This window comes from Pseudomonadota bacterium (genome assembly GCA_008501635.1).
Taxonomy (GTDB): Bacteria; Pseudomonadota; Gammaproteobacteria; order QQUJ01; family QQUJ01; genus QQUJ01.
Genome location: QQUJ01000005.1, coordinates 61,271 through 82,689, shown reverse-complemented (window position 1 = coordinate 82,689; position 21,419 = coordinate 61,271). Strand labels below are relative to the sequence as shown.

Sequence of the window (21,419 nt, the reverse complement as noted above, 5' to 3'; positions counted from 1 at the left end):
AGTCTCTATTTCCATATGAGCGAGAATAGCGAAGCCTTGCCGCGGTTCACCGCCAACCTCTCATGAACGTCCAGGAGAATCACATGATCACCAATGAGTTCCCTACTCGAACAACCCCTGTGACAGCATGAGCGGCCCCGTCGTCAAAGACGCTCAAGTCGCCCTTGCCAGGGGCAAAATGGATCCCGTTCTGACTGACATACTGACGAGGCCCGGCATAGATTACGCGACTCAACGCTTGCAGGAGCGGACGTGAGCAATCGAACATCCTTCTCGCGGCACCTGCCCAAGGCGGCGAAGCGCACCGCCGGGCGCACCAGCGCGCCGCAGGTTCCCGCGAATATCCGCGTATACGGCGTCGATCTGAGCCAGGAAGAGCGCGCCCGTATCCGGCACGGCCTCGGCGTGAAGCTCGGCAAGTACGAAACTTCCATCGAACGCGTCACCGTCCGGGTGCTGGATGTGAACGGGCCACGCGGTGGCGTCGACAAGTTGTGCCGCATCAAAGTGGTGTTGAGCGGCCTTTCGAGCGTGGTCTTCGAAAGTCAGGCGCTAACGCTGAAGGCTGCGATCAACGGCGCACTCTCCGGCACGGAGCGGGCGGTACGCCGCAGCGTACAGCGCCGAGACACGAAGCCTGTCTAAGACGACAACCAGGGGCGCACCTCGTCCACGCAGTTAACGCATCCCAAGGAATTCACAGATGTCTCTAAAATGGTACGTAAGACCACGCATCGTGGCGCTGAAATCCAATACCTCCGTCCTCGATGCCGCGCGCGCGATCGAACACAACAACATTGGCGCTGTGGTCGTACAGGACAAAGGGAACGTCGTTGGCATCGTGACCGATCGAGATCTCGCGATCCGTGCGCTCGGCCGCGGGCTCGATCCCCATAAGACGACCGTCGGTGAGGTGATGACTGCAGGCGTCGTATCACTCGCACCCACGGACACTCAGGCGAGCGCGATTCGTCTCATGCAAAAGCGCAACATCCGGCGCATCCCTCTCGTGGAGGGGGGGCGATTCGTTGGCATGGTGACGCTTGATGACCTGCTCCTCGATGAGGCTGCGCCAATCGATCGCCTTGCCGCGATCGTCGAAGCCCAGATCGGCGAGGGCGGGCCGGCGGGCACCGACAGGTCGCCTGCGAGGCGACGCAGTGCCGCACGCGCCGAGGCGACCTACCGACGCGTCATCAATCAACTGCGTGCCGACACCGACCTCGAGAACGACGTTCAGACCGAGACCGCGCTCGGGATCGTCCTCGACTCATTGGTGCGAAGGCTGATTCCTGGCGAAGCCGAAGACCTCATTGCGCAGCTTCCTTCGCTGTTGCAGCCTGCGCTGTATGCGCTTCCTCTCGGCCCTGACAAGCTCATTACCCGGGAGACGATCGAGCAGGAACTCGTGCAGCAACTCGGAGTCGACCCATCGCGGGCCGCAAAACTTCTCGCCGCCGCCGGTGCGCTGATCGCGCAAACCGTCAGTACCGGTCAGATGGAAGACGTGCGGGGCCAGCTTCCCGAGTCGTTGCGCGAAGTCTTTTTGAAAGCGCCCGTGCCGGCTGCCTCGTGAGCGCGTTGTCGACTAGCGAACGCGAAAACTTCGCCAGAATGTTGAGTGAGCGCAAGGAGCCCCTGCACGACGGAATTCGTGTGGGCCTTAAGCGCATGCGCATGGAGGGTTAAGAGGATCTCCTGTCCGGCACGTCGGACGCGGGCGACAGATCGGTGGCCAAGCTGCTGACCGACGCCAGTGATCATTGGGGTCATCCGAACCGGAAGTCGGCCCGGATTGGTAGATGAACCAATGGGACCGATGTGCGAACGCCTACTCGGCCGATCTGGCGTCGTGCAAGTAGACGCACCGAGCGCTCCTGTTGGCGGATCTTGAAGAACTTGCCGTCGCACAGGCTCTCAACCTCGGATTGCGTCCAGGATGGGTGCCCAGAACTCTGCGCTCGACAGGAAATCGTGGGTGCCGTCCACAATAAACTGGATCCCTATGCAGACGAGCAGGAAGCCCATGATTCGTCCCATGGCGTTCATGCCGGTTGCACCCAGGACGCCGACCACCCGGGCGGACGCGCGCAGCACCAGCCACGAAACAAGGGCCACCAATCCGATGCCCACGACAATGGCCAGGTTCTCACCCACACCATCAGCGTCCGTTGCCATGCCGATGGTGACGGCGATGGAGCCTGGTCCACTGAGCATGGGCATGGCCAGCGGAGTGAAGGCTACGTCATCCATCTTCACAACCTCCTTACGGGACTCCTCGGGCATTTCGTTCTCCGAGGTGGAGGTCAGCATCCCGAAGCCGATGCGCGCCACGATCAAACCCCCGGCAATGCGCAGCCCCGGGACTGAGATGCCAAAGAAGTTCATAATCAGCGAGCCCAACAGCAGGAAAGTGATCAGAATGCCTGCCATATAGACGCAGGCCATGAGCGCCTGCTGCCGGCGCCGTTCTTCGCTGAAGCGTTCGGTGATGGTGAGGAATACCACCGCTGTGCTGAACGGGTTGGCGATCGGTAGTATGCCGATGAAAGTGATGACAGTTATGGTGATCCAACTACCGATCATGTCATCTGCCGTCAACGGTGATGAGCGTGTTCATTTAAGTTGCCCTTACCAGCACTGAATGAGGTGAGACAAACAACTTGAGGGACGGATTTCCGCCTAACCAGATGTCAACCGCCCATAAAAGTACGAAAAATTCTGGTCACTAGCTCTCCGATGACCTGGAGCTGTTTTACAATCGCCAGCGCATCCATCAGTCCTTGGGGTATGTATCGCCCGTGGATTTCGCAAGGATGGCAAGTGTTCCTTAACCACGGGTTCGATAAATCGGAGGGTGCCTTACTCTGACCCTATTGATTTTGAATCAGCCATAATTCACATACCCAGTTAAACTAATAGCTTTCCTGCATTCAGGTCTGAATCTTACAAAATCCGCTCAGAGTATTCGAATCCAAAGACTATATTTGAATCAAACAATCTGCTTTCGTTATTTAATCGGGTGGCTGTCCATATTTAAATAATGTTTCTGTCGTTACCGCGCGTTTGTGTTAACCCATTTCTCAAAGACTTCCATAAAGCTTTTGAGGAATTCCTTGGTAGAATCATCGGTAAGCTTTCCATTATCGTCAAAAAGTGCGGTAGCGCCCCCAATGTAAGCTTCAGGCTGGGCCATGGTGGGCACATTTACAAAAACCAGTGATTGGCGCAAGTGGTGATTAGCGCCAAATCCACTAATATTCCCAATAGAAACACTAACAATAGCTGCGGGTTTTCCGTCCCACGAGTTTTTTCCATAAGGACGGGAACCCACATCAATCGCATTTTTTAAAACAGCGGGTACTGAACGGTTGTATTCCGGGGTCAGAAAGAGAAGTCCATCCGCAGCGATGATTTGCTTCCGGAATGCTACCCATTCATTCGGCGGAGTTGCTTCCAGGTCTTCATTGAACATCGGAAGACCCGCTATGTTCAGTATTTCCAATGACAGGGTTTCTGGTGCAAGCGCTATCAATGCTTTAGCGGTTTTCAGGTTAAAGGATTCTTTACGGAGGCTTCCTACGACAACTCCAATCTTGTACTTTTTCATGATTTTCATCCTGGTTTGGATTACAAGGTTCAGGTAAATATATTTTTCTCTTGTTAGCGGTTTTCAAAAGAATTATAGCACAGTAAACCCGCCATCAATTATTGACTCAGAACCTGTCATGAAAGAGGATTTATCGATAGCAAGGAATAAAACACCATATATATTATATTGAACAGGATAATTCCTGATATAAATTATAATTTATATATTTAATCCGATGAATTTCCTGCTGTTTGTGTTAATTTTCCACCTTGTTCTTTTTGCATATTATGAGATAAAAGGGATAGATATCAGCAACATCCAGTATTTCAACAAGTCCTGCTTTACCAAACTCTTCTTGTATTGTCCCCATGTCGTAAAAGAACATCTTCAAACCGCCGGGCAGTTCAATTCTGTCTGTGCCAACACAACTGCCTTGACCATATATTTGCGCCTTTTTTGTAACAGTCGCGAATACCATATACCCGTCATCGCTCAATTGATTGAAACAGTCCTGAATTAGTTTTGTTCTTTCATTTTTATCCAGCAAATGAATTAGGGCATAACAATATATTCCGTCATAAAGATTTTTATCAAACGGCATTTCGGTTACAGAACCGTGGTGAATAGTCAGTTCGTCACCGAAATGTTTGTGAGCCAAATCAATGGCGGTTTTGGAAATCTCGATACCGGTTACCGTCATGCCATTTTCTCTGAAAATTTGCGCATTTCGCCCATAACCAATGCCCGGAATAAGTACATTCTTCACGTTGTGTTCAACAAAATAATCATTGGTCAATACAGTGGATCGTGCCGGTTCAAACCCCCACATCTCCTGGTTGTCTTTGAACATTTTTTCCCATAATTCTCTCATCGTTATACGTTTTTAACCTGATTCTGATTTGTCATAAAATCGCCAATGATCCTTGTGGTCAGTGATTATTGATGGGTCTATTGATTCCTGTTGATTTAATACCAGTTGCCTACACCACCCCTTGCTCGATCATCGCATCGGCAACACGTATGAACCCGGCAACGTTGGCGCCAAGTACGAGATTGTCGGGCGCATCGTATTTGAGTGCGGTGTCGCGTGCGCGCACGTAAATATCCGCCATGATGGCCTTGAGCTGGGTATCGACCTGTTCAAAGGTCCAGCGCTGCATACTCGCATTTTGCGCCATCTCGAACTGGCTGGTGGCCACACCCCCGGCATTGGCCGCCTTGCCCGGCCCGTAAAGTGTTTTCGCGTCGAGCAGAAGGTCGACGGCATCCGGCGTACTCGGCATGTTCGCGCCCTCGCTGACCGCGATACAACCGTTGTTCACCAGTGCCTCCGCGTCCGTCCGGGTCAGTTCATTCTGCGTTGCACACGGAAAGGCCAGATCGCCGGGTATGCGCCACACCGCGTGACCGTCTTCGGGATAGTCGCCAAGCGGAATAAAACGTGCGCCTGCATGGTGCCGCACATACTCCTTAAGGCCGACTTTCTGCACCTCCTTGAGAACCTTGAGCGTTTCCAGTCTGATGCCGTCCGGATCGTGAATCGTGCCGGTAGAATCGGAGCAGGTAATCGGCCGGGCGCCGCATTGATAGAGCTTCTCAATCACGTAGATGGCCACGTTGCCGCTGCCGGAAACCAGGCAATCACGCCCCGCGAGCGCAAGGCTTTTGTCCGCGAGCATCTCCTGCGCGAAGTAGACGCAACCGTAACCGGTCGCCTCTTTGCGCACCAGGGAGCCGCCCCACAACAGGCCCTTGCCCGTGAACACCCCTTCGTAGCGGCCCGTGAGGCGCTTGTACTGACCGAAGAGATAACCGATTTCGCGCTCACCCACGCCGATATCCCCTGCCGGCACATCGGTGTTGGGACCGATATGCCGATACATCTCGTTCATGAACGATTGACAGAAACGCATGATCTCGCCATCAGAGCGTCCCTTGGGATCGAAATTCGCACCGCCCTTGCCCCCACCGATAGGCAGGCCGGTGAGCGCGTTTTTGAAAGTCTGTTCGAAGCCGAGAAACTTGACGATGCTGGCATTGATGCCGGGGTGAAAGCGCAAACCTCCCTTGTAGGGCCCCAGCGCCGAGTTGAATTCGATCCGATAACCCTTGTTGACATGGATGGTGCCGTGATCGCTCATCCATGGCACGCGGAACATGATCTGGCGCTCGGGCTCGACGATGCGCTCGATGATGGCGTGGCGGCGATATTTCTCTTCTGTCTCGAGCACCGCCTGCAGAGAGTCCAGAACCCCCTCCACCGATTGATAAAATTCGGCCTGAGCCGGGCTGCTGCGCTGCAGTGCGACTATCGTTTCATGCGTGTAAGTCATGGTTCTTATCTTTTCCTTCTTCCCGGCCTACACACCACAAACGCAGTCGACGGTAGGTATGGAGGGGGCGCGGTGAGGATTGTCCGCGACCGGTGGTGCTCTACAGTGTGCCGATTACAGGCGACGGCCAGCCGAAACGGCGTTCCGCCGTGACGCGCAACGAAGGCGCTGCGCTAAGCCGGCGGCCAAACCGGCAGGTCTTGTCGAGCCTACCTCAATTGGCTGTCCTTACTCGCCCGCCGATTGAAGTTGGTAAAGGCCGTAGGCCGTTTCTCGGCCTCAGCCTGGCAATTGACGCACAAACGCACGCCGGGCACCGCATTGCGCCGCGCCTCGGGAATCTGTGCGTCGCACGCCTCACAGCGACTCAAACCCTCGCCTGCAGGCAGCCGGCTCCTCGCCCGGTGGACTGCATCTTCCACGCTTGCATCAATTTGATCCTGCACCGCCCCGTCACGGGACCAGCCGCCAGCCATACCAGACTCCTGTATCGAAAACCGATTATCCCGAAGTTGCCGCCCGCAGACGATCCTAATAGTGCCCATTAAACCACTCTATGACCAGGGGAGGAAACAGCGTGGTAAGTGCGCTGACGATGATCATACCCGCGTAGGTTTCACCGCTGGATATACCGCTGATCCTGCGCAACTCCGCGAAAACAACCCCACTTCACCGCGAGGTATCATCGCCGTGCCGATTATCCAACACACAGGCCAGGATGCTTTGACAAAGAAAGCATGCGGGTCTCTCACTCAGGGCATTATCGCCCATCCGAAAAACCACAGCGTTAGTCTGGCAGTTGCACAAATCCGGCGCTGTTTGTCAAGAAAACAGCTTATATACGGCACAAACCGCCTGTTGCACGATTGTCGCTGGATCTTACAATAAGTGCGGTCCGGCAAACGGCAAGCAAAAAGGAGCCGGAGGGAATGAATTCTGACCAGCCATTTGGCTGGAATTTCCATCCGTTGATTGCCGGCAAGGTGCAAAGGAGATGCGATGCCGAGGTGAGCAAGGAACGATATTCCAGGTCTTCCCCATCATATCGTGCAGCAGGGCAATGAGCACAATGCATGTTTCATCGAGTCAGTGACCTATGATGTCTACCAGGCACCGGTTGTCCCGACGGTGCGGTGTAAGAGACCACGCCTACTGCTGGATGACGAACCACAGCTACGCGCTCGCCACACCACAACGGGAGAGCTTGATTTCCGATACCGTGAAGATGTTCGGTAGCCGATGCGCAGTCGGCCAAAATTTATTCCCTATTTCTGCATTCCTTGCCCGCAAGCTACGGAGACGTGCCAAGGCCGGATCCTGGGGTGGTAGTGGTTCTCCGCGGGTGGCCGTAATTCCACATGGCCAATAGCAGGTGCCTGCCACATCAAGTACTATCAACATGCACGGCCTTGCGGCCGTGTGCAACTCGGGGTTCGCGCGGTGCGACCAGCAATTCGTTGAAGTTGCAGAAGAGATGTTACGCAAACAACAAGGGGACCGGGATGTGAATTACGACCCGATGGGGATCAAGGTAGGCTTGCCGACAGCCTCAGCAGATGCTTCGTTCAACGGTCGCGTCAGCCTGACAGGAAACTCCGAAGCAGGTGTCGCACAACTGTCACAGCACCATCATCCGTTACGCGTCGGTCAGCGCCGGTCCGTCGCCGATGATTAAAGCGATTGGTGTCCAACCGGATGCCGTGTCACTGAGCGCGCTGCGCGAACACGCTGGGCAAGTCGTGCTGCCGCACTGCCTGCAGCGACTGGCCGGATTCGTTGAATCGTTCGCCGTCGCCGTGATCTTCCGTTTCTGATGACCGGTTTCGTCCGCCTGCACGCACTGCTCGTCGACGACGACCCATTGGCGCAGGTGTGCCGCGACCTGCCTGAATCCGCATGCCACGAGCAGCCGCACAACTACGGCGTGCACATCGTGTCGCTCAGTCTGACAAAAGTCGGCGAAGGCCTGGCCGATGCCAAGCTTGTGCTCGCCTGGTTGCTCGACGCCATCGGCACGCCGACCTGGGCACTCGGCCTGCTGGTACCGGTGCGCGAATCGCTGGCGATGCTGCCGCAGCTGGTGATTTCGGCGCGCATTCGGCGACTTCCCATTCGCAAGAGTGTCTACGTGCTCGGCTGCGTCATCCAGGGCGCCGCGATCATCGGCTTCGGCATGATGGGTTGGTTTGCACAGCTGTTTTCCGGCGCCCTCGCCGGTATCGTCGCGGTCGCACTGATCGCGATCTTCGCTCTCGGCCGCAGCCTGTGCTCGATCAGCCACAAGGACGTGCTCGGGAAAACCGTGGACAAGGGTCGGCGCGGCTCGGTCGGCGGCACAGCGGGCACCATCGCCGCCGTGGCGACGCTGCTGTTGGCGGTCGCCTATTCAGCCGGCTGGATCCCGCTCACGGTGCCGGTCGTTTCCGGCATGGTCGCGCTCGGCGGTGCCTGTTGGCTACTGGCCGCGTTCGTCTTCGGGTTGGTTCGAGAAGAGCCCGGCGCGACCGCAGGCGGCATCGACGGCCTGGTCGCGGTCATCGCGCAACTGGGTCTGCTGCGCAGCGATGCACAGCTGCGCCGCCTCATCGTGACGCGTACATTGCTGCTGTCGTCGGCACTGGCGCCGCCATTCTACATCGCACTCAGCGGTGATAGTGCAGCCAGCGGCCTCGGCACGCTGGGCTCTTTCATGATCGCGGCGGCGGCAGCGAGTCTGTCCAGCACCTACGTCTGGGGGAGATTCTCCGACAGGTCGAGTCGTCTTGTGCTGATGCTCGCGGCGACGCTCGCCGCGCTGGCGAACGCGGCTGCTGCCTTCTTCGCACTGGCAATGCCGACCTTGCTGGAGGAGGCGTCATTGCTGCCGGCGCTGTTGTTCGTGCTCATGATCGCGCACCAGGGGGTACGGCTCGGGCGTTCAGTGCACGTCGTCGACATGACAGACCACGACAATCGCGCAACCTACACCGCACTCAGCAATTCGGTGGTCGGTCTGGTCCTGCTCGCCGGTGGCGTGTTCGGTGTCATCGCGCAGTGGCTCGGCATCGGCGCCGTGCTGGCGATCTTCACGTCGATGGCAGCCCTGGCGATAATCGCGGCGGCCGGGCTGGACGACGTTCAGACCGCTTAGTCCAACTTTCTCGACTGGTGACTTACTGACCGTGCAAGTCTCGGATTTTGCTGTACCGAGTACCCGGGCGTCTCCACTACATAGCTGGGCTTTCCTCGCAATTCTGGAAACCCCGGAGGGTGGGATTGAGCTGGCCGGAGAAACATCATGAGTCAGCAACACTGCACGTCGGATTCAGGTAAAAGGCCGTGCGTCAACGTGCTGGCATCGATCCACAGCGGTGAAGTCTGTTCACGCATCCCGACCGGAGCCACGAGATCGAATCGGAACGGCTCTGGATAACGTCATCGGTTTCCTGGAACCCCGGTTTTCCGAAAATCAGTCCGCCTAAAAATAATAACTGGTGAAAATCAGCACACCCTTGGCGCTATCATTTATCCTGCCCTTCCAGTCGCCATCGTCTGAATTCAGATCGATACTGTAACGGGTAAATCCGAGGCCCAGCGAAAAATTGTTCTCGAACCTGTACTCGAGATTCAGTTCATTGGTCAGGAAAACACCTTCAAAGGTATCGCCGATCTCGATGAAAAAGATTTCCGACAGGTAGTGCAACGACCATCTCGGATTGATCGCATAAGACATCTTCAAACCGAACATCGGTAACGGCGCTGTGGCATTCGAATTACTTTCGGACGAACCATCCACCAGTTCGAAATTGAAATCATAGCTCGTTACATCGAGGCCGGCAGTCAGTCCAAGCTCCACCTGCGGTGAGTGATAGAACGTATAGGCGTAACCGAGTTTGAAAAATTCGTAGCTGATGGTGGATACGACCGTTTCGCCGGCACTGTAGACCTCATCCTCGATTTCAATCTCGATATCGAGGCGTTTACGCCCATCGCGTTTAAATTTGAAATGAGAAAATTCAATACGATGGCGATCGTTGAGACGATAATAGATATCGAGCCGGGGTATGGTGTCATTACTCTCTCCTCCCAGATCATCGGTATAACTGAGGCCGGTGCCGAAACCATCTTTCGACAAGATGGTGAAATCGGTTTCGGCGTCCCAGATGCTGTAGGAGCCCAGTCGAAACATGAATTTGTCCGGAAATGCAGAAACGTCCGAGGCAAAGGCGACGGTTGTGATTGAAAATGCCAGATTAAACAGGATCAGAATCGCTGTCGGGAAAAATAGTAGACGTCCGGTTTGACAACTCATAACACCTGTTACTTATCTTGAGCAGCGACACTCCGAATATAACTCAACGACAAAGCCAGAACCTATCTCAAAATCCCCTGTAAACAACTCATGGGCGCCGAAGTCCGCCCCCCATAACCGGCGGCCCTGAGGATCGCTGCCAATTGCAATCTCAATTCGCGTCGCCGCTCAGCGCTTCGAAGCCGGAGATCACGTCGAACAGTTCCGCGTCGATGCTGCTCTGACGCAAACGGTGGAACGTGCTGTTGAGCTCGTCCAGCAGTTCATCAATATTCTTGTCGGCACGTTGCATCGCCGCGAGGCGACTTGCATTCTCGCTGGCCAGCGATTCGGCGCACGCCCGGAACAGCGAGACGAACAGGTATTCACGCACCAGCGCCCGCAGTGTGGAGGCGCCGCCACCCACGACCTCCGGCAGGTTTCCTGTCGGCCAGTTGCGTTCGGCCAGCGTGCGGCGCCAACGCTCATCCAGCGGCAACAGCCGCTGATTGACGGGCGCATACACCGCCCCGACCGAAGGGCGGTTGTAGAACAGATGGAGTTCAGTGATGTCACCCCGACTGCGGCGCGTCTCGCTCGCCAGGAGTATCTGCCCGACCAGTGAGCTGATGGCCTGGACGGAATTCGGCACGCTGAAGCAGCCAATCGGCGCGAGGCCCGCGTCCACCAGGCGTGCATGCATGCGCTCACCCACCGCCCACACGCGGGGTTTCCCGGGCAGCACCGCCAGCGTTTTGAGCGCATCCTCGGCCGCCACATCATTGAACTGCCCCACCAGCCCCTGGTCGGAACCAAAAACCACCGCGCCAACCGCGGCCGACTCCGTTCTCGCTCTCTTTGCGGTTATCGATTCCGTCTCCCGCAGGTCGCGGAAGCAGACGCTCAAACCCAGCTCCACGGTGCGATTGTAATCACCCAGGGCGCGCACCGATTGCTCGTATTGGTCGATACTCGCCGCGGCCATCGCCTTCATGGTGCGAACCACGGATTGCAGACCGCTGGCACTGTCGATCTTGCGACGCAGGCTCGCTACGGTATCGCTCATGCCCCCTCCCCGGGGTGTGTCGCAGCGCCGGGGTGAGCCCGGGAATCGGCTTTGGACTGAAAACCTGCCAGTGCCTGGCGTGCCATATCGAGAATCGTCTCCCGATCCTCAGCGCTCAGGCCGTCGACTCCATCCAGGCGCTCGCTCAACTGCGCCGGCATTTCCGCCACTGCCTCCGTGATGGCCTGCTCGGCGTCCGTCATCCGCTCCAGCGGCACGGCATCGAACAGTCCGGCACCCAATGCCAGCAGGATAGCGATCTGGGCGGGCACCTCTACCGGGGCGAATTCCGGCTGTTTCAGGCAGGCGCGGATGCGCTGTCCATGCTCGATCACCCTGCCGCTCTCTTCATCCAGCCGGGCCCCGAACCGGGCGAAGGATTCGAGTTCCTCAAACTGGGCATAGGCAAGTTTGAGGTCGCCCACCACCGCACGGTAGGCCGCCCTTTGCGCCTTGCCGCCGACGCGCGACACGGACTTGCTGACATCGACCGCCGGCAGCACCCCCAGTTCGAACAAGGTCGGCGACAGATAGATCTGCCCGTCGGTAATGGAAATCAGATTGGTGGGGATATAGGCGGAGATGTTCTGGGCCTCGGTCTCGATGATGGGCAATGCGGTGAGCGAACCCCCGCCGCGTTCATCGCGCAGCTGCGTCGCGCGTTCCAGCAGGCGCGAATGGATGTAGAAGATATCACCGGGGAAGGCCTCGCGCCCCGGCGGGCGGCGCAGCAGCAGGGACAGTTCGCGATAGGCACGGGCATGATGTGTGAGGTCATCGTAAACGATCAGCACATCGCGGCCCTGCTCCATAAAATACTCCGCGATGCTGGTGGCGGAGTACGGCGCGATATAGGCGAGGCCCGGTGGATCGTTGCCCTCGGTGACGACCACGACGGTGTACTCCAGCGCGCCCTGTTCCTGGAAGGTGGCCACCGCCCTGGCCACGGCAGACGCGCGCTGTCCGATGGCGCAGTAGATACACAGGACATCCTTGCCGCGCTGATTGAGAATGGTGTCGATCGCAATGGCGGTCTTGCCGGTCTGCCGGTCCCCCAGGATCAGCTCGCGCTGGCCACGCCCGATGGGAATGAGCGCATCGACCACCTTGAGGCCGGTCTGCAGCGGTACGCCGACCGGGGCGCGGTCCATGATGGCAGGGGCGGGACGCTCGATGGGCAGGCGTTCGCTTACAAGCAGCGGCCCGTGGTCATCGTGAGGCCGGCCGAGCGGGTCGATGACGCGCCCCAGCAGGCCGTCACCCACGGCTACGTCCATCACCCGACCGGTGCGCTCGACCTCATCCCCGGTATGCAGATGCCAGTAATCGCCAAGCAGGACGACGCCGATCTCATCCTCGTCCACGTTGAAGGCGATACCGAACACATCGCCGGGAAAGCTCACCAGTTCGTCACTGCCCACACCGGGGAGACCGGAAACCCTGGCGATCCCAGTGGAGACGCTGGTGATGGTGCCCACCTCACGCGGCAGCAGTTTCGCCGTGAAGGTTTCGCGTCCCTGGCTCAGGCCGGCAAATGCGCTGTCGAAGACACTTTGCAAGGAATCCGGCGGCGCGCTCATTGCCTCTCCCCGGGACTGACCACAGCGCCTGATTCCAGCCTGGATCCGGCTTTGGCCTCAGGTTCAGGGCGTTTTTCCAGCAGTTCGCCAACGCTGTGTTCCAGTGACGCGAGATAGTCCGCGATGCTCCAGGCGACCTTCTGTCCGTTGGTGGTGAGTTCGATACCACTGATCACCTCGGGCGCGGTATCGAAACGCACCTGAATGTCCATCCCCAGGGTCTCATTCAGCGCGGTCTGGATCATCGTGCGTTGCGTTTCTGTCAGTTCAAAGGCGCTGCGCACGCGCACCGTCCGGGTCGATGCCTGCAGGGAGGTGGCGAGGCTTTGTCTGGCCTCGGCGTCCAGCGCTCGCAGGCGGTCCGCAAAGACCGCGCTCATGCGTTCTTCCAGACTTGTCCCGGCGAGGTCGGTCAGCGCCTGGCGCGCAATGGCAAATACCTCCGTGCGGGTGCGGTGGGCGATTTCGTTGCTCAACCTCTGGTGTTCGCGTTGCAACGCCTCCTGTCGCTTGCCACGCAGGGTGTCGGCCGCCAGCCGTGCCTCATCGAGCAGCCGCTGCCGTTCGTCCCTGGCCGCATCGGTTGCCTGGCTCAGGAGAGCGGCGCGTTGCTGGTCGAATGCCTCGTTCTTGCGCTGGAACGTGTCGCGCTCCGTACGGGCCTCGACCTCTTTCGCCGCTGCATCCGCGAGTGACGCGGCGATGCGCTGTTCCCGTGCGTCGATGGCGTGCAGGATCGGCTGGTAGAGGAAGCGTTTCAGCAACCACACCAGAATGAGAAAATTGACTATCTGGGCGGCGACCGTAAACCAATCGACGACCATGGCTTACTTTCCAGCGACCTGATCGAGGGCGTGATTCCAGAATGGGTTGGCGAAGATCAGAATCATTGAGACCACGAAACAGTAGATCGCTGTGGACTCGATCATCGCCAGGCCGACGAACAGGGTCCTGGTAATGGTGGCGGACGCGTCGGGTTGCTGGGCCAGGGAAGTCAATGCCGTCGCGACCGCCCGTCCTTCGCCCAGCGCCGGGGCCATGGTACCGATACCGGTGGTGAGACCGGCGGTGATGATCGATACCATTGCGATGAACGTCATGCTATCCATACTCGTCTCCTCAAGCTGTCAGTGTTCAATGGGTGTACCCGGCAGCGGCTTCAGGCGCCTGGACACGGGTCGCGGCCGCGATGTAGACCGCGGCCAGGATGAAGAAAATATAGGCCTGCACCATGCCGGTGAGCAGTCCCAACGCCATCATGACGATCGGAAAGATGAATGGCGTGATGGTGAGCAGGATCGCGATGATCATCGCGCCACTCATCATGTTGCCGAACAGACGCACGGCCAGCGCCAGGGTACGGGAGATTTCACTGATGATATTGAATGGCAGCATGATGAACGTCGGCTGGGCGTAGGACTTGAGATAGGCGCGCAGACCGCGCTCCTCGATACCGAAAAACGGTACCGCGACAAACACACACAGGGCCAGCGCCACTGTGGTCGAGAGCGAACCCGTTGGCGGCTGGTAGCCGGGGATGATGGTGCACAGGGCACTCATGGCGAGAAACAACACGAGCGTACCCAGAAAACCGACGTAGCGTTTCGGGTTACTGAGCCCGATGTCTACAAGCTGCTCCTCGATGGCGATGACGATGATCTCCAGCACATTCTGCCAGCGGGCCCGGTGCAGTCCGATGGAGAGTCTGCGGGTGATCAGCCTGGCGCCCACGGCCAGCACCAGCATCAGCGCCCAGGTGAAGACGATGGTGGCATTGAGTTTGAAGAACCCGTATTCCCAGAAAATGAGTTCATCGGGACTAAGGCGCATGGCCGGCCTCTTTCACCGGGGTTTTAAAGTGGTCGAGCGGCGGGCCGGCGAGCCGCGTGATGATGCTGCGCGCGACGACGAATCCAACCAGGCAGGCCAGCAGCCGTCGCCAATCACCATCTCCCACAAAATAGAATCCCGTCACGACGACTGCGGTCCGCAGCAGCAGGCTGCCAAGAAACAACAGCGCCGGGCGCCTGGATACGACGCCCAGGCGCACCGTCCACCACAGGCCGCCAAAGGACAGGGCGCTGAGCACCAGGCCCGCCAGCCCTGCCAGTGCCAGCGTCAACCAGTCATTCATCCCCATCCTCCGCTTCGTCCCGCATCGCCTTGTCTTCCCTGGCGACCCAATGCCACGCGTTCAGACAGCCAATGGTCAGCCCGATGATCAGCAGCATCAACGTCCAGGAGTGGCTTCCGGGATAGTGCTTGTCGAGCCAGATACCGAGTGCCGCGCCGAGCAGCGTCGGGATCGCCACCGACCAGCCGATCAGCCCCATCATGCCCAGGCCGAACCAGACACCCGGCGCGGCGTTGCGCTGTGCCTTGAGCTTGCGTGCCGCCTTCCTGCCAACCTCCTGCCCGAGCGATGGCTTTTGTTTCGCAGGCGTGTCCCGCTCTCCGTCAGTCATGGTGGAACGTTATCATGCGGCGGATGAAGTCGCTTTCCATTTTCGCCAGTACGAAACGCATGCTTTGCTCATGCTCGTCCAGGGTCAGAAACTCCTGCTCCACCGCATCACGCAGCTCACCGAGGTCCGTCCCCACTATCGCCTGGCGCACGGAAACCAGCACCTCCGGCCCCGTCTTGACCAGCACTCCTTCATCCACCGCTACATACATATCGCCCTTCGCTGCGGTCTCGTAGGTCAAGATACCGGGCGCGAGCGCCGCGACACAATCCAGCCGCCGTGGCAAGAGCCCCAGTGAGCCGGTACGGGTCTCGGCGACGATACGCACCACGTCGCCCTCGTCGGCAAAGACCTGGAAAGGCAGGAGGATCCTAAGATTCATCCGGCTCGGCGGCGGCATGTCTGGCCTCAGCTTGCAGTTCCAGCGCGGAGCCAGACGCGTCACTGCCTGCACCGCTGCCGGGCCGCAGCTTGTGTTTCGCCTCGTCCACCGCGCCGATCATATAGAGCGCGCTCTCCGGGTAGTCTTTGAACTCATCGTTCAGGATACGCTCGCAGCCGTCCAGTGACTCTTCCAGGCTGACCAGCTTGCCCGGGAGCCCGGTAAACTGCTCGGTGGTGAAAAACGGCTGGGTCAGAAAACGCTCCAGGCGGCGGGCGCGGGCGACCACGGCACGGTCCTGCGGCGACAGTTGCTCCAGGCCGAGCATGGCGATGATGTCCTTGAGCTCCGCATATTGCGCCAGCGTGCGGCGGATCTCCTGTGCGAGCGCATAATGCCGGACGCCGACGATACCCGGTGTGGCCATCTTGGAATTGGACTGCAACGGATCGATGGCGGGGTACAGCCCCTCGCTCGCCCGCTTGCGCGACAGTACCATTGATGCGGACAGGTGCGAGAAGGTATGTACCGCCGCCGGGTCGGTGAAATCATCCGCCGGAACATACACCGCCTGGATCGAGGTGATGGCGCCGCTGACGGTATTGGCGATGCGCTCTTCCAGCTGTGACAGCTCGGTGCCCATGGTCGGCTGATAACCGAGACGTGAGGGCATCTGCCCCATCAGCCCGGAGACCTCCGAGCCGGCCTGGATGAACCGGAAGATATTGTCGATGAGCAGCAATACGTCACGGCGCTCGTCGTCGCGGAAATACTCGGCCATGGTCAGCGCGGCGTGACCGACACGAAAACGCGCCCCCGGCGGCTCGTTCATCTGGCCGAAGATCATCACCATGTTCGGCAGTACGCCGGCCTCTTTCATCTCGCGGTAGAGTTCCTCGCCTTCGCGGCAGCGTTCACCGATACCGCAAAAGATACTCACGCCTTCGTGTTGGCCGATCATGTTGTGAATCATCTCGGTGAGCAGCACGGTCTTGCCCACCCCTGCCCCGCCAAACAGGCCCGCCTTGCCGCCGCGCTCCAGCGGCATCAGCACATCGATAGCCTTGATACCGGTTGCAAACACCTCCGATCGGGTGGTGCGGCGCACCAGCGGCGGCGGCAGCTGATGTATGGACCGCCATTGCACATCGGGCGGTGCCGCGGCACGATCGATGGCTTTGCCGAACACGTCGAACATGCGCCCGAGGATGTCTCTGCCGACCGGTGCCTGCAACGGCCCGCCGGAGTCTTCCACCGTCATGCCACGTGCCAGGCCCTGGGTCGGGTTCAACGCAATACCCCGTACGCGGCGCGCATCCAGTTGCGCCAGCACTTCGATGACGATTTGATCCTTTTCCCCCGTGCGCAGCAACGCGTGGATCGGCGGCAGCTGCACATCGAAGCGCATATCCACCACGCTGCCACGCACTGAGACGACCACGCCGGAATTCGATAAAAGGGGGATTTTTTTCATTTTCCGGTTCCGTTACACAAAACTATGTCCATTCTTGCGCTGGGCACAAAGCGGGCTTGGCTTCGAGCGCACCGCCTTTGTCCTTAAGCCGTGTTTCCATCCGCGCGATCATGCGTGGATCTGATGGTGCGCTCGGCCAGCTCGGCAATCCATTGTACCTGTTCGTCGAGCGCTCGTTTGTGGGGCGGGCTGGCCGTCAGGCTGGCGATGGCATGGATGGCGCCTGGCATAAGCGCCATGATGGCAACATTGCCTTCGGCGCTGCTCCGGATCTGGTCGAACGCCTCTGCCAGCCGACCTTCAAAGGTCGCGCCTATGGTGATTACGCGCAGCGATTCTCCATCATAGCGGTTTACTGACGGGAATTGCCGAATGCTCAGCCGAGGCAGAATCGCCGTCAGATAATCCACGCACAGCAGAGCCGTCGAGGTGTCATTGGTACCCGGTGAAAGTGCGGGTAACAGCCCGCTATTGCCAAGCTTTCCCACATCGCAATCGTCGCTTCCGGGCAACAGAATCACTGAACACGACTTGATCAGTGGTTCCTAACCCTTTCTCTCGGGCAACAGGTCGGCATCGACGCGACCCAGGCCCGGCTTGCGTACAACGGTCTCTGCCGCACACGGCGTTGCTCATAAGGTGGAATCCTTCCACCGCCAATTGCGAATCTCCGGCATATCTTCACCGTATTTTTCGATGTAGGCCTTGTGGTCGAGCAGCTTGTCGCGCAGAAACTGCTTGGCGTAGGCAGCGCGTGAGCCCAGGCTCGGCACACGGTCTATCACATCGCCAGCCAGATGGAAACGGTCCAGATCATTCAATACCGCCATGTCGAATGGAGTGGTAGTGGTGCCGTTTTCCTTGTATCCGCGTACGTGCAACTGCTGATGATTGGTACGGCGGTAGGTCAGACGGTGAATCAACCAGGGATAGCCGTGGAACGCCAGAATAATGGGTTTGTCCCGCGTGAAGAGTACGTCGAAGTCTTTGTCGGAGATACCGTGGGGGTGCTCGCTTTGCGGCTGAAGCGTCATCAAATTCACGACGTTGATGACGCGGATCTTCAGTTCCGGGAAGTGCTGGCGCAGTATCTTCACCGCCGCCAGCGTCTCCAGCGTTGGCACGTCACCGCAGCAGGCCATGACCACATCGGGATCACCGCCTTCGTCGTTGCTGGCCCACTCCCAGATGCCGAGTCCGGCGGTGCAGTGCCTGATCGCAGCATCCATGTCCAGCCATTGCAGCGAAGGCTGCTTGCCGGCGACGATGACATTGACATCATTGTGACTGCGCAGGCAATGGTCGGTCACCCACAGCAGGGTGTTGGCATCGGGCGGCAAATAGACGCGGATGACTTCCGCCTTCTTGTTTGCCACCAGATCGATGAACCCCGGATCCTGATGACTGAAGCCATTGTGATCCTGCCGCCACACGTGCGAAGACAGCAAATAGTTCAGCGAGGCAATAGGCCGTCGCCACGTAATGTCGCGTGTCACATCGAGCCACTTGGCGTGCTGGTTGAACATCGAATCGACAATGTGAATGAAGGCCTCATAACATGAGAAAAAACCATGTCGCCCGGTCAACAGATAGCCTTCGAGCCAGCCTTGGCATTGATGCTCACTCAACATCTCCATCACCCGGCCATCGGGCGCGACATGCTCGTCGTCGGGAAGAATGTCAGCCGTCGAACAACGGTCGGTCACTTCGAACAGTGCATCCCAGCGATTCGACGTGGTTTCATCCGGGCTGAAAATACGGAAGTTGCGTGCCTCGGCGTTAAGCTTCATCACGTCGCGCATGAGCTCACCCTGCGCGCGTGTCGCTTCGGCTACCACCTTCCCGGGTTTTGGGACCTTGACCGCGAAGTCGCGGAAGTCCGGCATTTTCAGATCGCGCAGCAGCTTGCCGCCATTGGCATGCGGGTTGGCGCCCATGCGCCACTGGCCTTTCGGCGCCAGTTCGGCCAGTTCCGGAATCAGCCTGCCCTGCTCATCAAACAGCTCTTCGGGCCGGTAACTTTTCATCCACTGCTCAAGGATCTTTAGATGCTTGGGATCCTTGACGAAATTGGTCACCGGAACCTGGTGCGCACGAAAGGTTCCCTCGATCCGCTTGCCACCAACGGATTCGGGTCCGGTCCAGCCCTTCGGCGAGCGCAGGATAATCATGGGCCAGCGCGGGCGCTCGCCAAACCCTTTGACGCGCGCTTCTTGCTGGTGGTGCCGAATCTCAGCCACCACGGTATCGAGGGTGGCCGCCATAAGCTGGTGCATCGCCTCGGGGTTGTCGCCCTCGACAAAATAAGGCGTGTATCCATAACCGCGAAACAGCGCGTCCAGTTCGTCGTGGGGAATGCGCGCCAGCACGGTGGGGCCGGCTATCTTGTGGCCGTTCAGGTGCAGAATCGGCAGAACGGCACCGTCACGAACCGGGTTGAGGAATTTGTTGGAGTGCCAACTGGTAGCCATCGGGCCGGTTTCCGCCTCGCCATCGCCCACCACGCAGGCCACCAGCAGGTCGGGATTGTCGAACGCGGCGCCATAGGCATGCGACAGGGCATAGCCGAGTTCACCGCCTTCGTTGATGGAACCGGGGGTTTCCGGTGCGACGTGGCTGGGGATGCCGCCGGGAAAGGAAAACTGGGTGAACAGCCTCTTCATCCCCTGCTCATCCTGGGAGACGTTCGGATAAAACTCGCTGTACGTCCCCTCCAGATAGGTATTGGCCACCAGAGCCGGCCCACCGTGCCCAGGGCCGGTGACGTTGATCACGTTCAAATCGTATTGCCGGATGATCCGGTTGAGGTGGACATAAACAAAATTCAGGCCCGGCACCGTACCCCAGTGCCCCAGCAGGCGCGGCTTCACATGCTCCAGCCGCAAGGGCTCCTTGAGCAGCGGATTGTCGTACAGGTAAATCTGGCCAACCGATAGATAGTTGGCGGCGCGCCAATAAGCGTCCATCTTATGCAGAAGATCCGCCGAAAGTGGCTTATTCGCGTGCTTAGGCGTTTGTTTCTTGCTGACCATGTTCGTATTCCTTTTCCATTGGGATTTTTAGAACGCGACAGACCGACTTCGCGATCATGACTTCCTCATCCGTATGTATGACGCGGACAGCGACTGGCGTCTTTTCCTTGGAAATCACAGCCTCATTTGCGGTGTTACACCGTTCATCGAGCTCAATACCTAGAAATCCCAGACCGTCACAGATCCGTGCGCGGACCGTGGGTGCGTGTTCACCGATACCACCCGCGAATACCAGCGCGTCCAGTCCGCCCAACGCCGCCGCGTAGGCACCGATCCTTTTCTTGATCTGATAGCAAAACAGGGCAACCGCCTCGGCCGCCCGCACGTCCCGCGTTTCACGGTCAAGCAGGTCACGCATGTCGGAGCTGGTTTCCGACATGCCGAGCAGCCCGGACCGGGAATTGATCATCTCGTTGAATTGCTCCGCCTTCATGTTTTCCGCGCGCGCCAGATACCCGGGAAGTCCGGGGTCAAGATCACCCGAGCGGGTACTCATCGGGACGCCTGCTGCGGGGGTGAAGCCCATGCTGGTGTCGATGCTCTTGCCGCCCTGTACCGCCGCCAGGCTCGCACCATTGCCGAGGTGGGCGAGGATCACCCGGCCATGTGCCGCCTCCGCGCCGGCCAGGCGGCCCAGTTCCTCCATCAGAAAGGCGTAGGACAACCCGTGAAAGCCATAGCGTCGCACCCCCTGCTCTTCATAGCGGCGCGGGAGTGGCAACAGGCGCGCAACGCGCGGCAGATCATGATGAAAAGCCGTGTCGAAGCACGCCACCTGAGGAAGGTCCGGGAATCGGTGTCGAATTGCTTCGGTAAGCAGGATCTCCTGAGGCAGGTGCTCCGGAGCGAATGGACTGAGGTGGCGCAGTTGCTCGATCATTTGCGTCGTGATGCGTTGTGGTTCGCAGTACATCGGTCCACCATGCACCACGCGGTGCCCCACGACGGTCAATGCATCACGCCCGCTACGCTCCTCGATCCAATCCATCAGCACACTCGCCGCCTCCGCATGATCCGGCGCCGTGATCGGACGAGAAAGATTGTTTGCCGGACTCGATTCCTGCACCCGAAAGTGGGCCTGTGGCAGCCCAATCCGCTCGATTCCGCCCTCCAGTATCCGTCGGAGCGTGTCGCCGGCTTCGAACAGCGCGAACTTGATGCTCGACGATCCACCATTGATCGTCAGGATGCGGGGGTTAGCGGGATTCAGGGATAACTCCTTTGA

The 21,419-nt window shown here is 58.7% G+C and carries 22 protein-coding genes and 1 pseudogene; 4 read left to right on the top strand and 19 right to left on the bottom strand.

Going from position 1 to position 21,419, the window contains the following annotated elements; all coding sequences use genetic code 11:
• Window positions 1-252 precede the first annotated feature (252 nt).
• Both DWQ09_01375 and DWQ09_01370 read left to right on the top strand, forming a co-directional pair.
• Window positions 253-645, top strand: a complete 393-nt coding sequence (locus tag DWQ09_01375) for a hypothetical protein (GenBank protein KAA3630254.1) — start codon at window positions 253-255, stop codon at window positions 643-645.
• A 91-nt stretch (window positions 646-736) separates the two neighbouring features.
• Window positions 737-1,576, top strand: a complete 840-nt coding sequence (locus tag DWQ09_01370; GenBank protein KAA3630282.1) for a CBS domain-containing protein — start codon at window positions 737-739, stop codon at window positions 1,574-1,576.
• A gap of 341 nt (window positions 1,577-1,917) precedes the next feature.
• Here the strand turns inward: DWQ09_01370 and DWQ09_01365 are convergent, their stop codons facing one another.
• The 6 genes and pseudogenes from DWQ09_01365 to DWQ09_01340 all read right to left on the bottom strand — a co-directional run bounded on the left by DWQ09_01365 (window position 1,918) and on the right by DWQ09_01340 (window position 6,401).
• The gene (locus DWQ09_01365) at window positions 1,918-2,583 is read right to left on the bottom strand and encodes a stress protection protein MarC (GenBank protein KAA3630281.1); all 666 of its coding nucleotides are present in this window, start codon (window positions 2,581-2,583) and stop codon (window positions 1,918-1,920) included.
• 472 nt (window positions 2,584-3,055) lie between these two features.
• Window positions 3,056-3,610: an NAD(P)H-dependent oxidoreductase gene (locus DWQ09_01360; protein ID KAA3630253.1), complete on the bottom strand. Its 555-nt coding sequence runs from the start codon at window positions 3,608-3,610 to the stop codon at window positions 3,056-3,058.
• Between the two features lie 72 nt (window positions 3,611-3,682).
• Window positions 3,683-3,769: pseudogene (locus tag DWQ09_01355) on the bottom strand (cyclopentanol dehydrogenase).
• Between the two features lie 79 nt (window positions 3,770-3,848).
• Window positions 3,849-4,463, bottom strand: a complete 615-nt coding sequence (locus DWQ09_01350) for a class I SAM-dependent methyltransferase (GenBank protein ID KAA3630252.1) — start codon at window positions 4,461-4,463, stop codon at window positions 3,849-3,851.
• Window positions 4,464-4,572: 109 nt separating this feature from the next.
• Window positions 4,573-5,925 (bottom strand): NADP-specific glutamate dehydrogenase, encoded by a 1,353-nt coding sequence (locus DWQ09_01345; GenBank protein KAA3630251.1) that lies wholly within the window; start codon window positions 5,923-5,925, stop codon window positions 4,573-4,575.
• 209 nt (window positions 5,926-6,134) lie between these two features.
• On the bottom strand, window positions 6,135-6,401 hold the full coding sequence (locus tag DWQ09_01340) for a DksA/TraR family C4-type zinc finger protein (protein KAA3630250.1): 267 nt from the start codon (window positions 6,399-6,401) through the stop codon (window positions 6,135-6,137).
• Between the two features lie 1,128 nt (window positions 6,402-7,529).
• On the opposite strand from DWQ09_01340, the gene DWQ09_01335 reads away from it, so the two are divergent.
• Together DWQ09_01335 and DWQ09_01330 are read left to right on the top strand one after the other, a co-directional pair.
• Window positions 7,530-7,739 (top strand): hypothetical protein, encoded by a 210-nt coding sequence (locus tag DWQ09_01335; protein KAA3630249.1) that lies wholly within the window; start codon window positions 7,530-7,532, stop codon window positions 7,737-7,739.
• Window positions 7,739-9,055: an MFS transporter permease gene (locus DWQ09_01330; GenBank protein KAA3630248.1), complete on the top strand. Its 1,317-nt coding sequence runs from the start codon at window positions 7,739-7,741 to the stop codon at window positions 9,053-9,055. Before DWQ09_01335 ends, DWQ09_01330 begins: the two co-directional genes overlap by 1 nt.
• A 327-nt stretch (window positions 9,056-9,382) precedes the next feature.
• Here the strand turns inward: DWQ09_01330 and DWQ09_01325 are convergent, their stop codons facing one another.
• The 13 genes from DWQ09_01325 to DWQ09_01265 all read right to left on the bottom strand — a co-directional run bounded on the left by DWQ09_01325 (window position 9,383) and on the right by DWQ09_01265 (window position 21,404).
• The gene (locus tag DWQ09_01325; protein ID KAA3630247.1) at window positions 9,383-10,216 is read right to left on the bottom strand and encodes a DUF481 domain-containing protein; all 834 of its coding nucleotides are present in this window, start codon (window positions 10,214-10,216) and stop codon (window positions 9,383-9,385) included.
• A 151-nt stretch (window positions 10,217-10,367) separates the two neighbouring features.
• A complete protein-coding gene (locus DWQ09_01320; GenBank protein KAA3630246.1) occupies window positions 10,368-11,261 on the bottom strand; it encodes a F0F1 ATP synthase subunit gamma in 894 nt (297 codons plus the stop codon).
• On the bottom strand, window positions 11,258-12,841 hold the full coding sequence (locus tag DWQ09_01315) for an alternate F1F0 ATPase, F1 subunit alpha (GenBank protein ID KAA3630245.1): 1,584 nt from the start codon (window positions 12,839-12,841) through the stop codon (window positions 11,258-11,260). Before DWQ09_01315 ends, DWQ09_01320 begins: the two co-directional genes overlap by 4 nt.
• Window positions 12,838-13,665 carry a F0F1 ATP synthase subunit B gene (locus DWQ09_01310; GenBank protein KAA3630244.1) on the bottom strand — a complete coding sequence of 276 codons (828 nt, stop codon included), beginning with the start codon at window positions 13,663-13,665 and terminating at the stop codon, window positions 12,838-12,840. Before DWQ09_01310 ends, DWQ09_01315 begins: the two co-directional genes overlap by 4 nt.
• Window positions 13,666-13,668: 3 nt before the next feature.
• A complete protein-coding gene (locus DWQ09_01305; GenBank protein ID KAA3630243.1) occupies window positions 13,669-13,950 on the bottom strand; it encodes a F0F1 ATP synthase subunit C in 282 nt (93 codons plus the stop codon).
• A gap of 25 nt (window positions 13,951-13,975) precedes the next feature.
• Window positions 13,976-14,671, bottom strand: a complete 696-nt coding sequence (locus DWQ09_01300) for a F0F1 ATP synthase subunit A (GenBank protein KAA3630242.1) — start codon at window positions 14,669-14,671, stop codon at window positions 13,976-13,978.
• Window positions 14,661-14,975: an ATP synthase subunit I gene (locus DWQ09_01295; protein ID KAA3630241.1), complete on the bottom strand. Its 315-nt coding sequence runs from the start codon at window positions 14,973-14,975 to the stop codon at window positions 14,661-14,663. Before DWQ09_01295 ends, DWQ09_01300 begins: the two co-directional genes overlap by 11 nt.
• Complete coding sequence (locus DWQ09_01290) at window positions 14,968-15,306, bottom strand: F0F1 ATP synthase subunit (GenBank protein KAA3630240.1); 339 nt, start codon at window positions 15,304-15,306, stop codon at window positions 14,968-14,970. The genes DWQ09_01295 and DWQ09_01290 overlap by 8 nt, the downstream gene beginning before the upstream one ends.
• On the bottom strand, window positions 15,299-15,688 hold the full coding sequence (locus DWQ09_01285; GenBank protein ID KAA3630239.1) for a F0F1 ATP synthase subunit epsilon: 390 nt from the start codon (window positions 15,686-15,688) through the stop codon (window positions 15,299-15,301). The genes DWQ09_01290 and DWQ09_01285 overlap by 8 nt, the downstream gene beginning before the upstream one ends.
• Window positions 15,678-17,162: a F0F1 ATP synthase subunit beta gene (locus DWQ09_01280; protein ID KAA3630238.1), complete on the bottom strand. Its 1,485-nt coding sequence runs from the start codon at window positions 17,160-17,162 to the stop codon at window positions 15,678-15,680. The genes DWQ09_01285 and DWQ09_01280 overlap by 11 nt, the downstream gene beginning before the upstream one ends.
• Window positions 17,163-17,245: 83 nt before the next feature.
• On the bottom strand, window positions 17,246-17,701 hold the full coding sequence (locus DWQ09_01275) for a DUF2254 domain-containing protein (GenBank protein ID KAA3630237.1): 456 nt from the start codon (window positions 17,699-17,701) through the stop codon (window positions 17,246-17,248).
• A 93-nt stretch (window positions 17,702-17,794) separates the two neighbouring features.
• Window positions 17,795-20,194 (bottom strand): phosphoketolase family protein, encoded by a 2,400-nt coding sequence (locus DWQ09_01270; protein KAA3630236.1) that lies wholly within the window; start codon window positions 20,192-20,194, stop codon window positions 17,795-17,797.
• Window positions 20,169-21,404 (bottom strand): acetate/propionate family kinase, encoded by a 1,236-nt coding sequence (locus DWQ09_01265; protein ID KAA3630235.1) that lies wholly within the window; start codon window positions 21,402-21,404, stop codon window positions 20,169-20,171. Before DWQ09_01265 ends, DWQ09_01270 begins: the two co-directional genes overlap by 26 nt.
• Window positions 21,405-21,419: the final 15 nt, after the last annotated feature.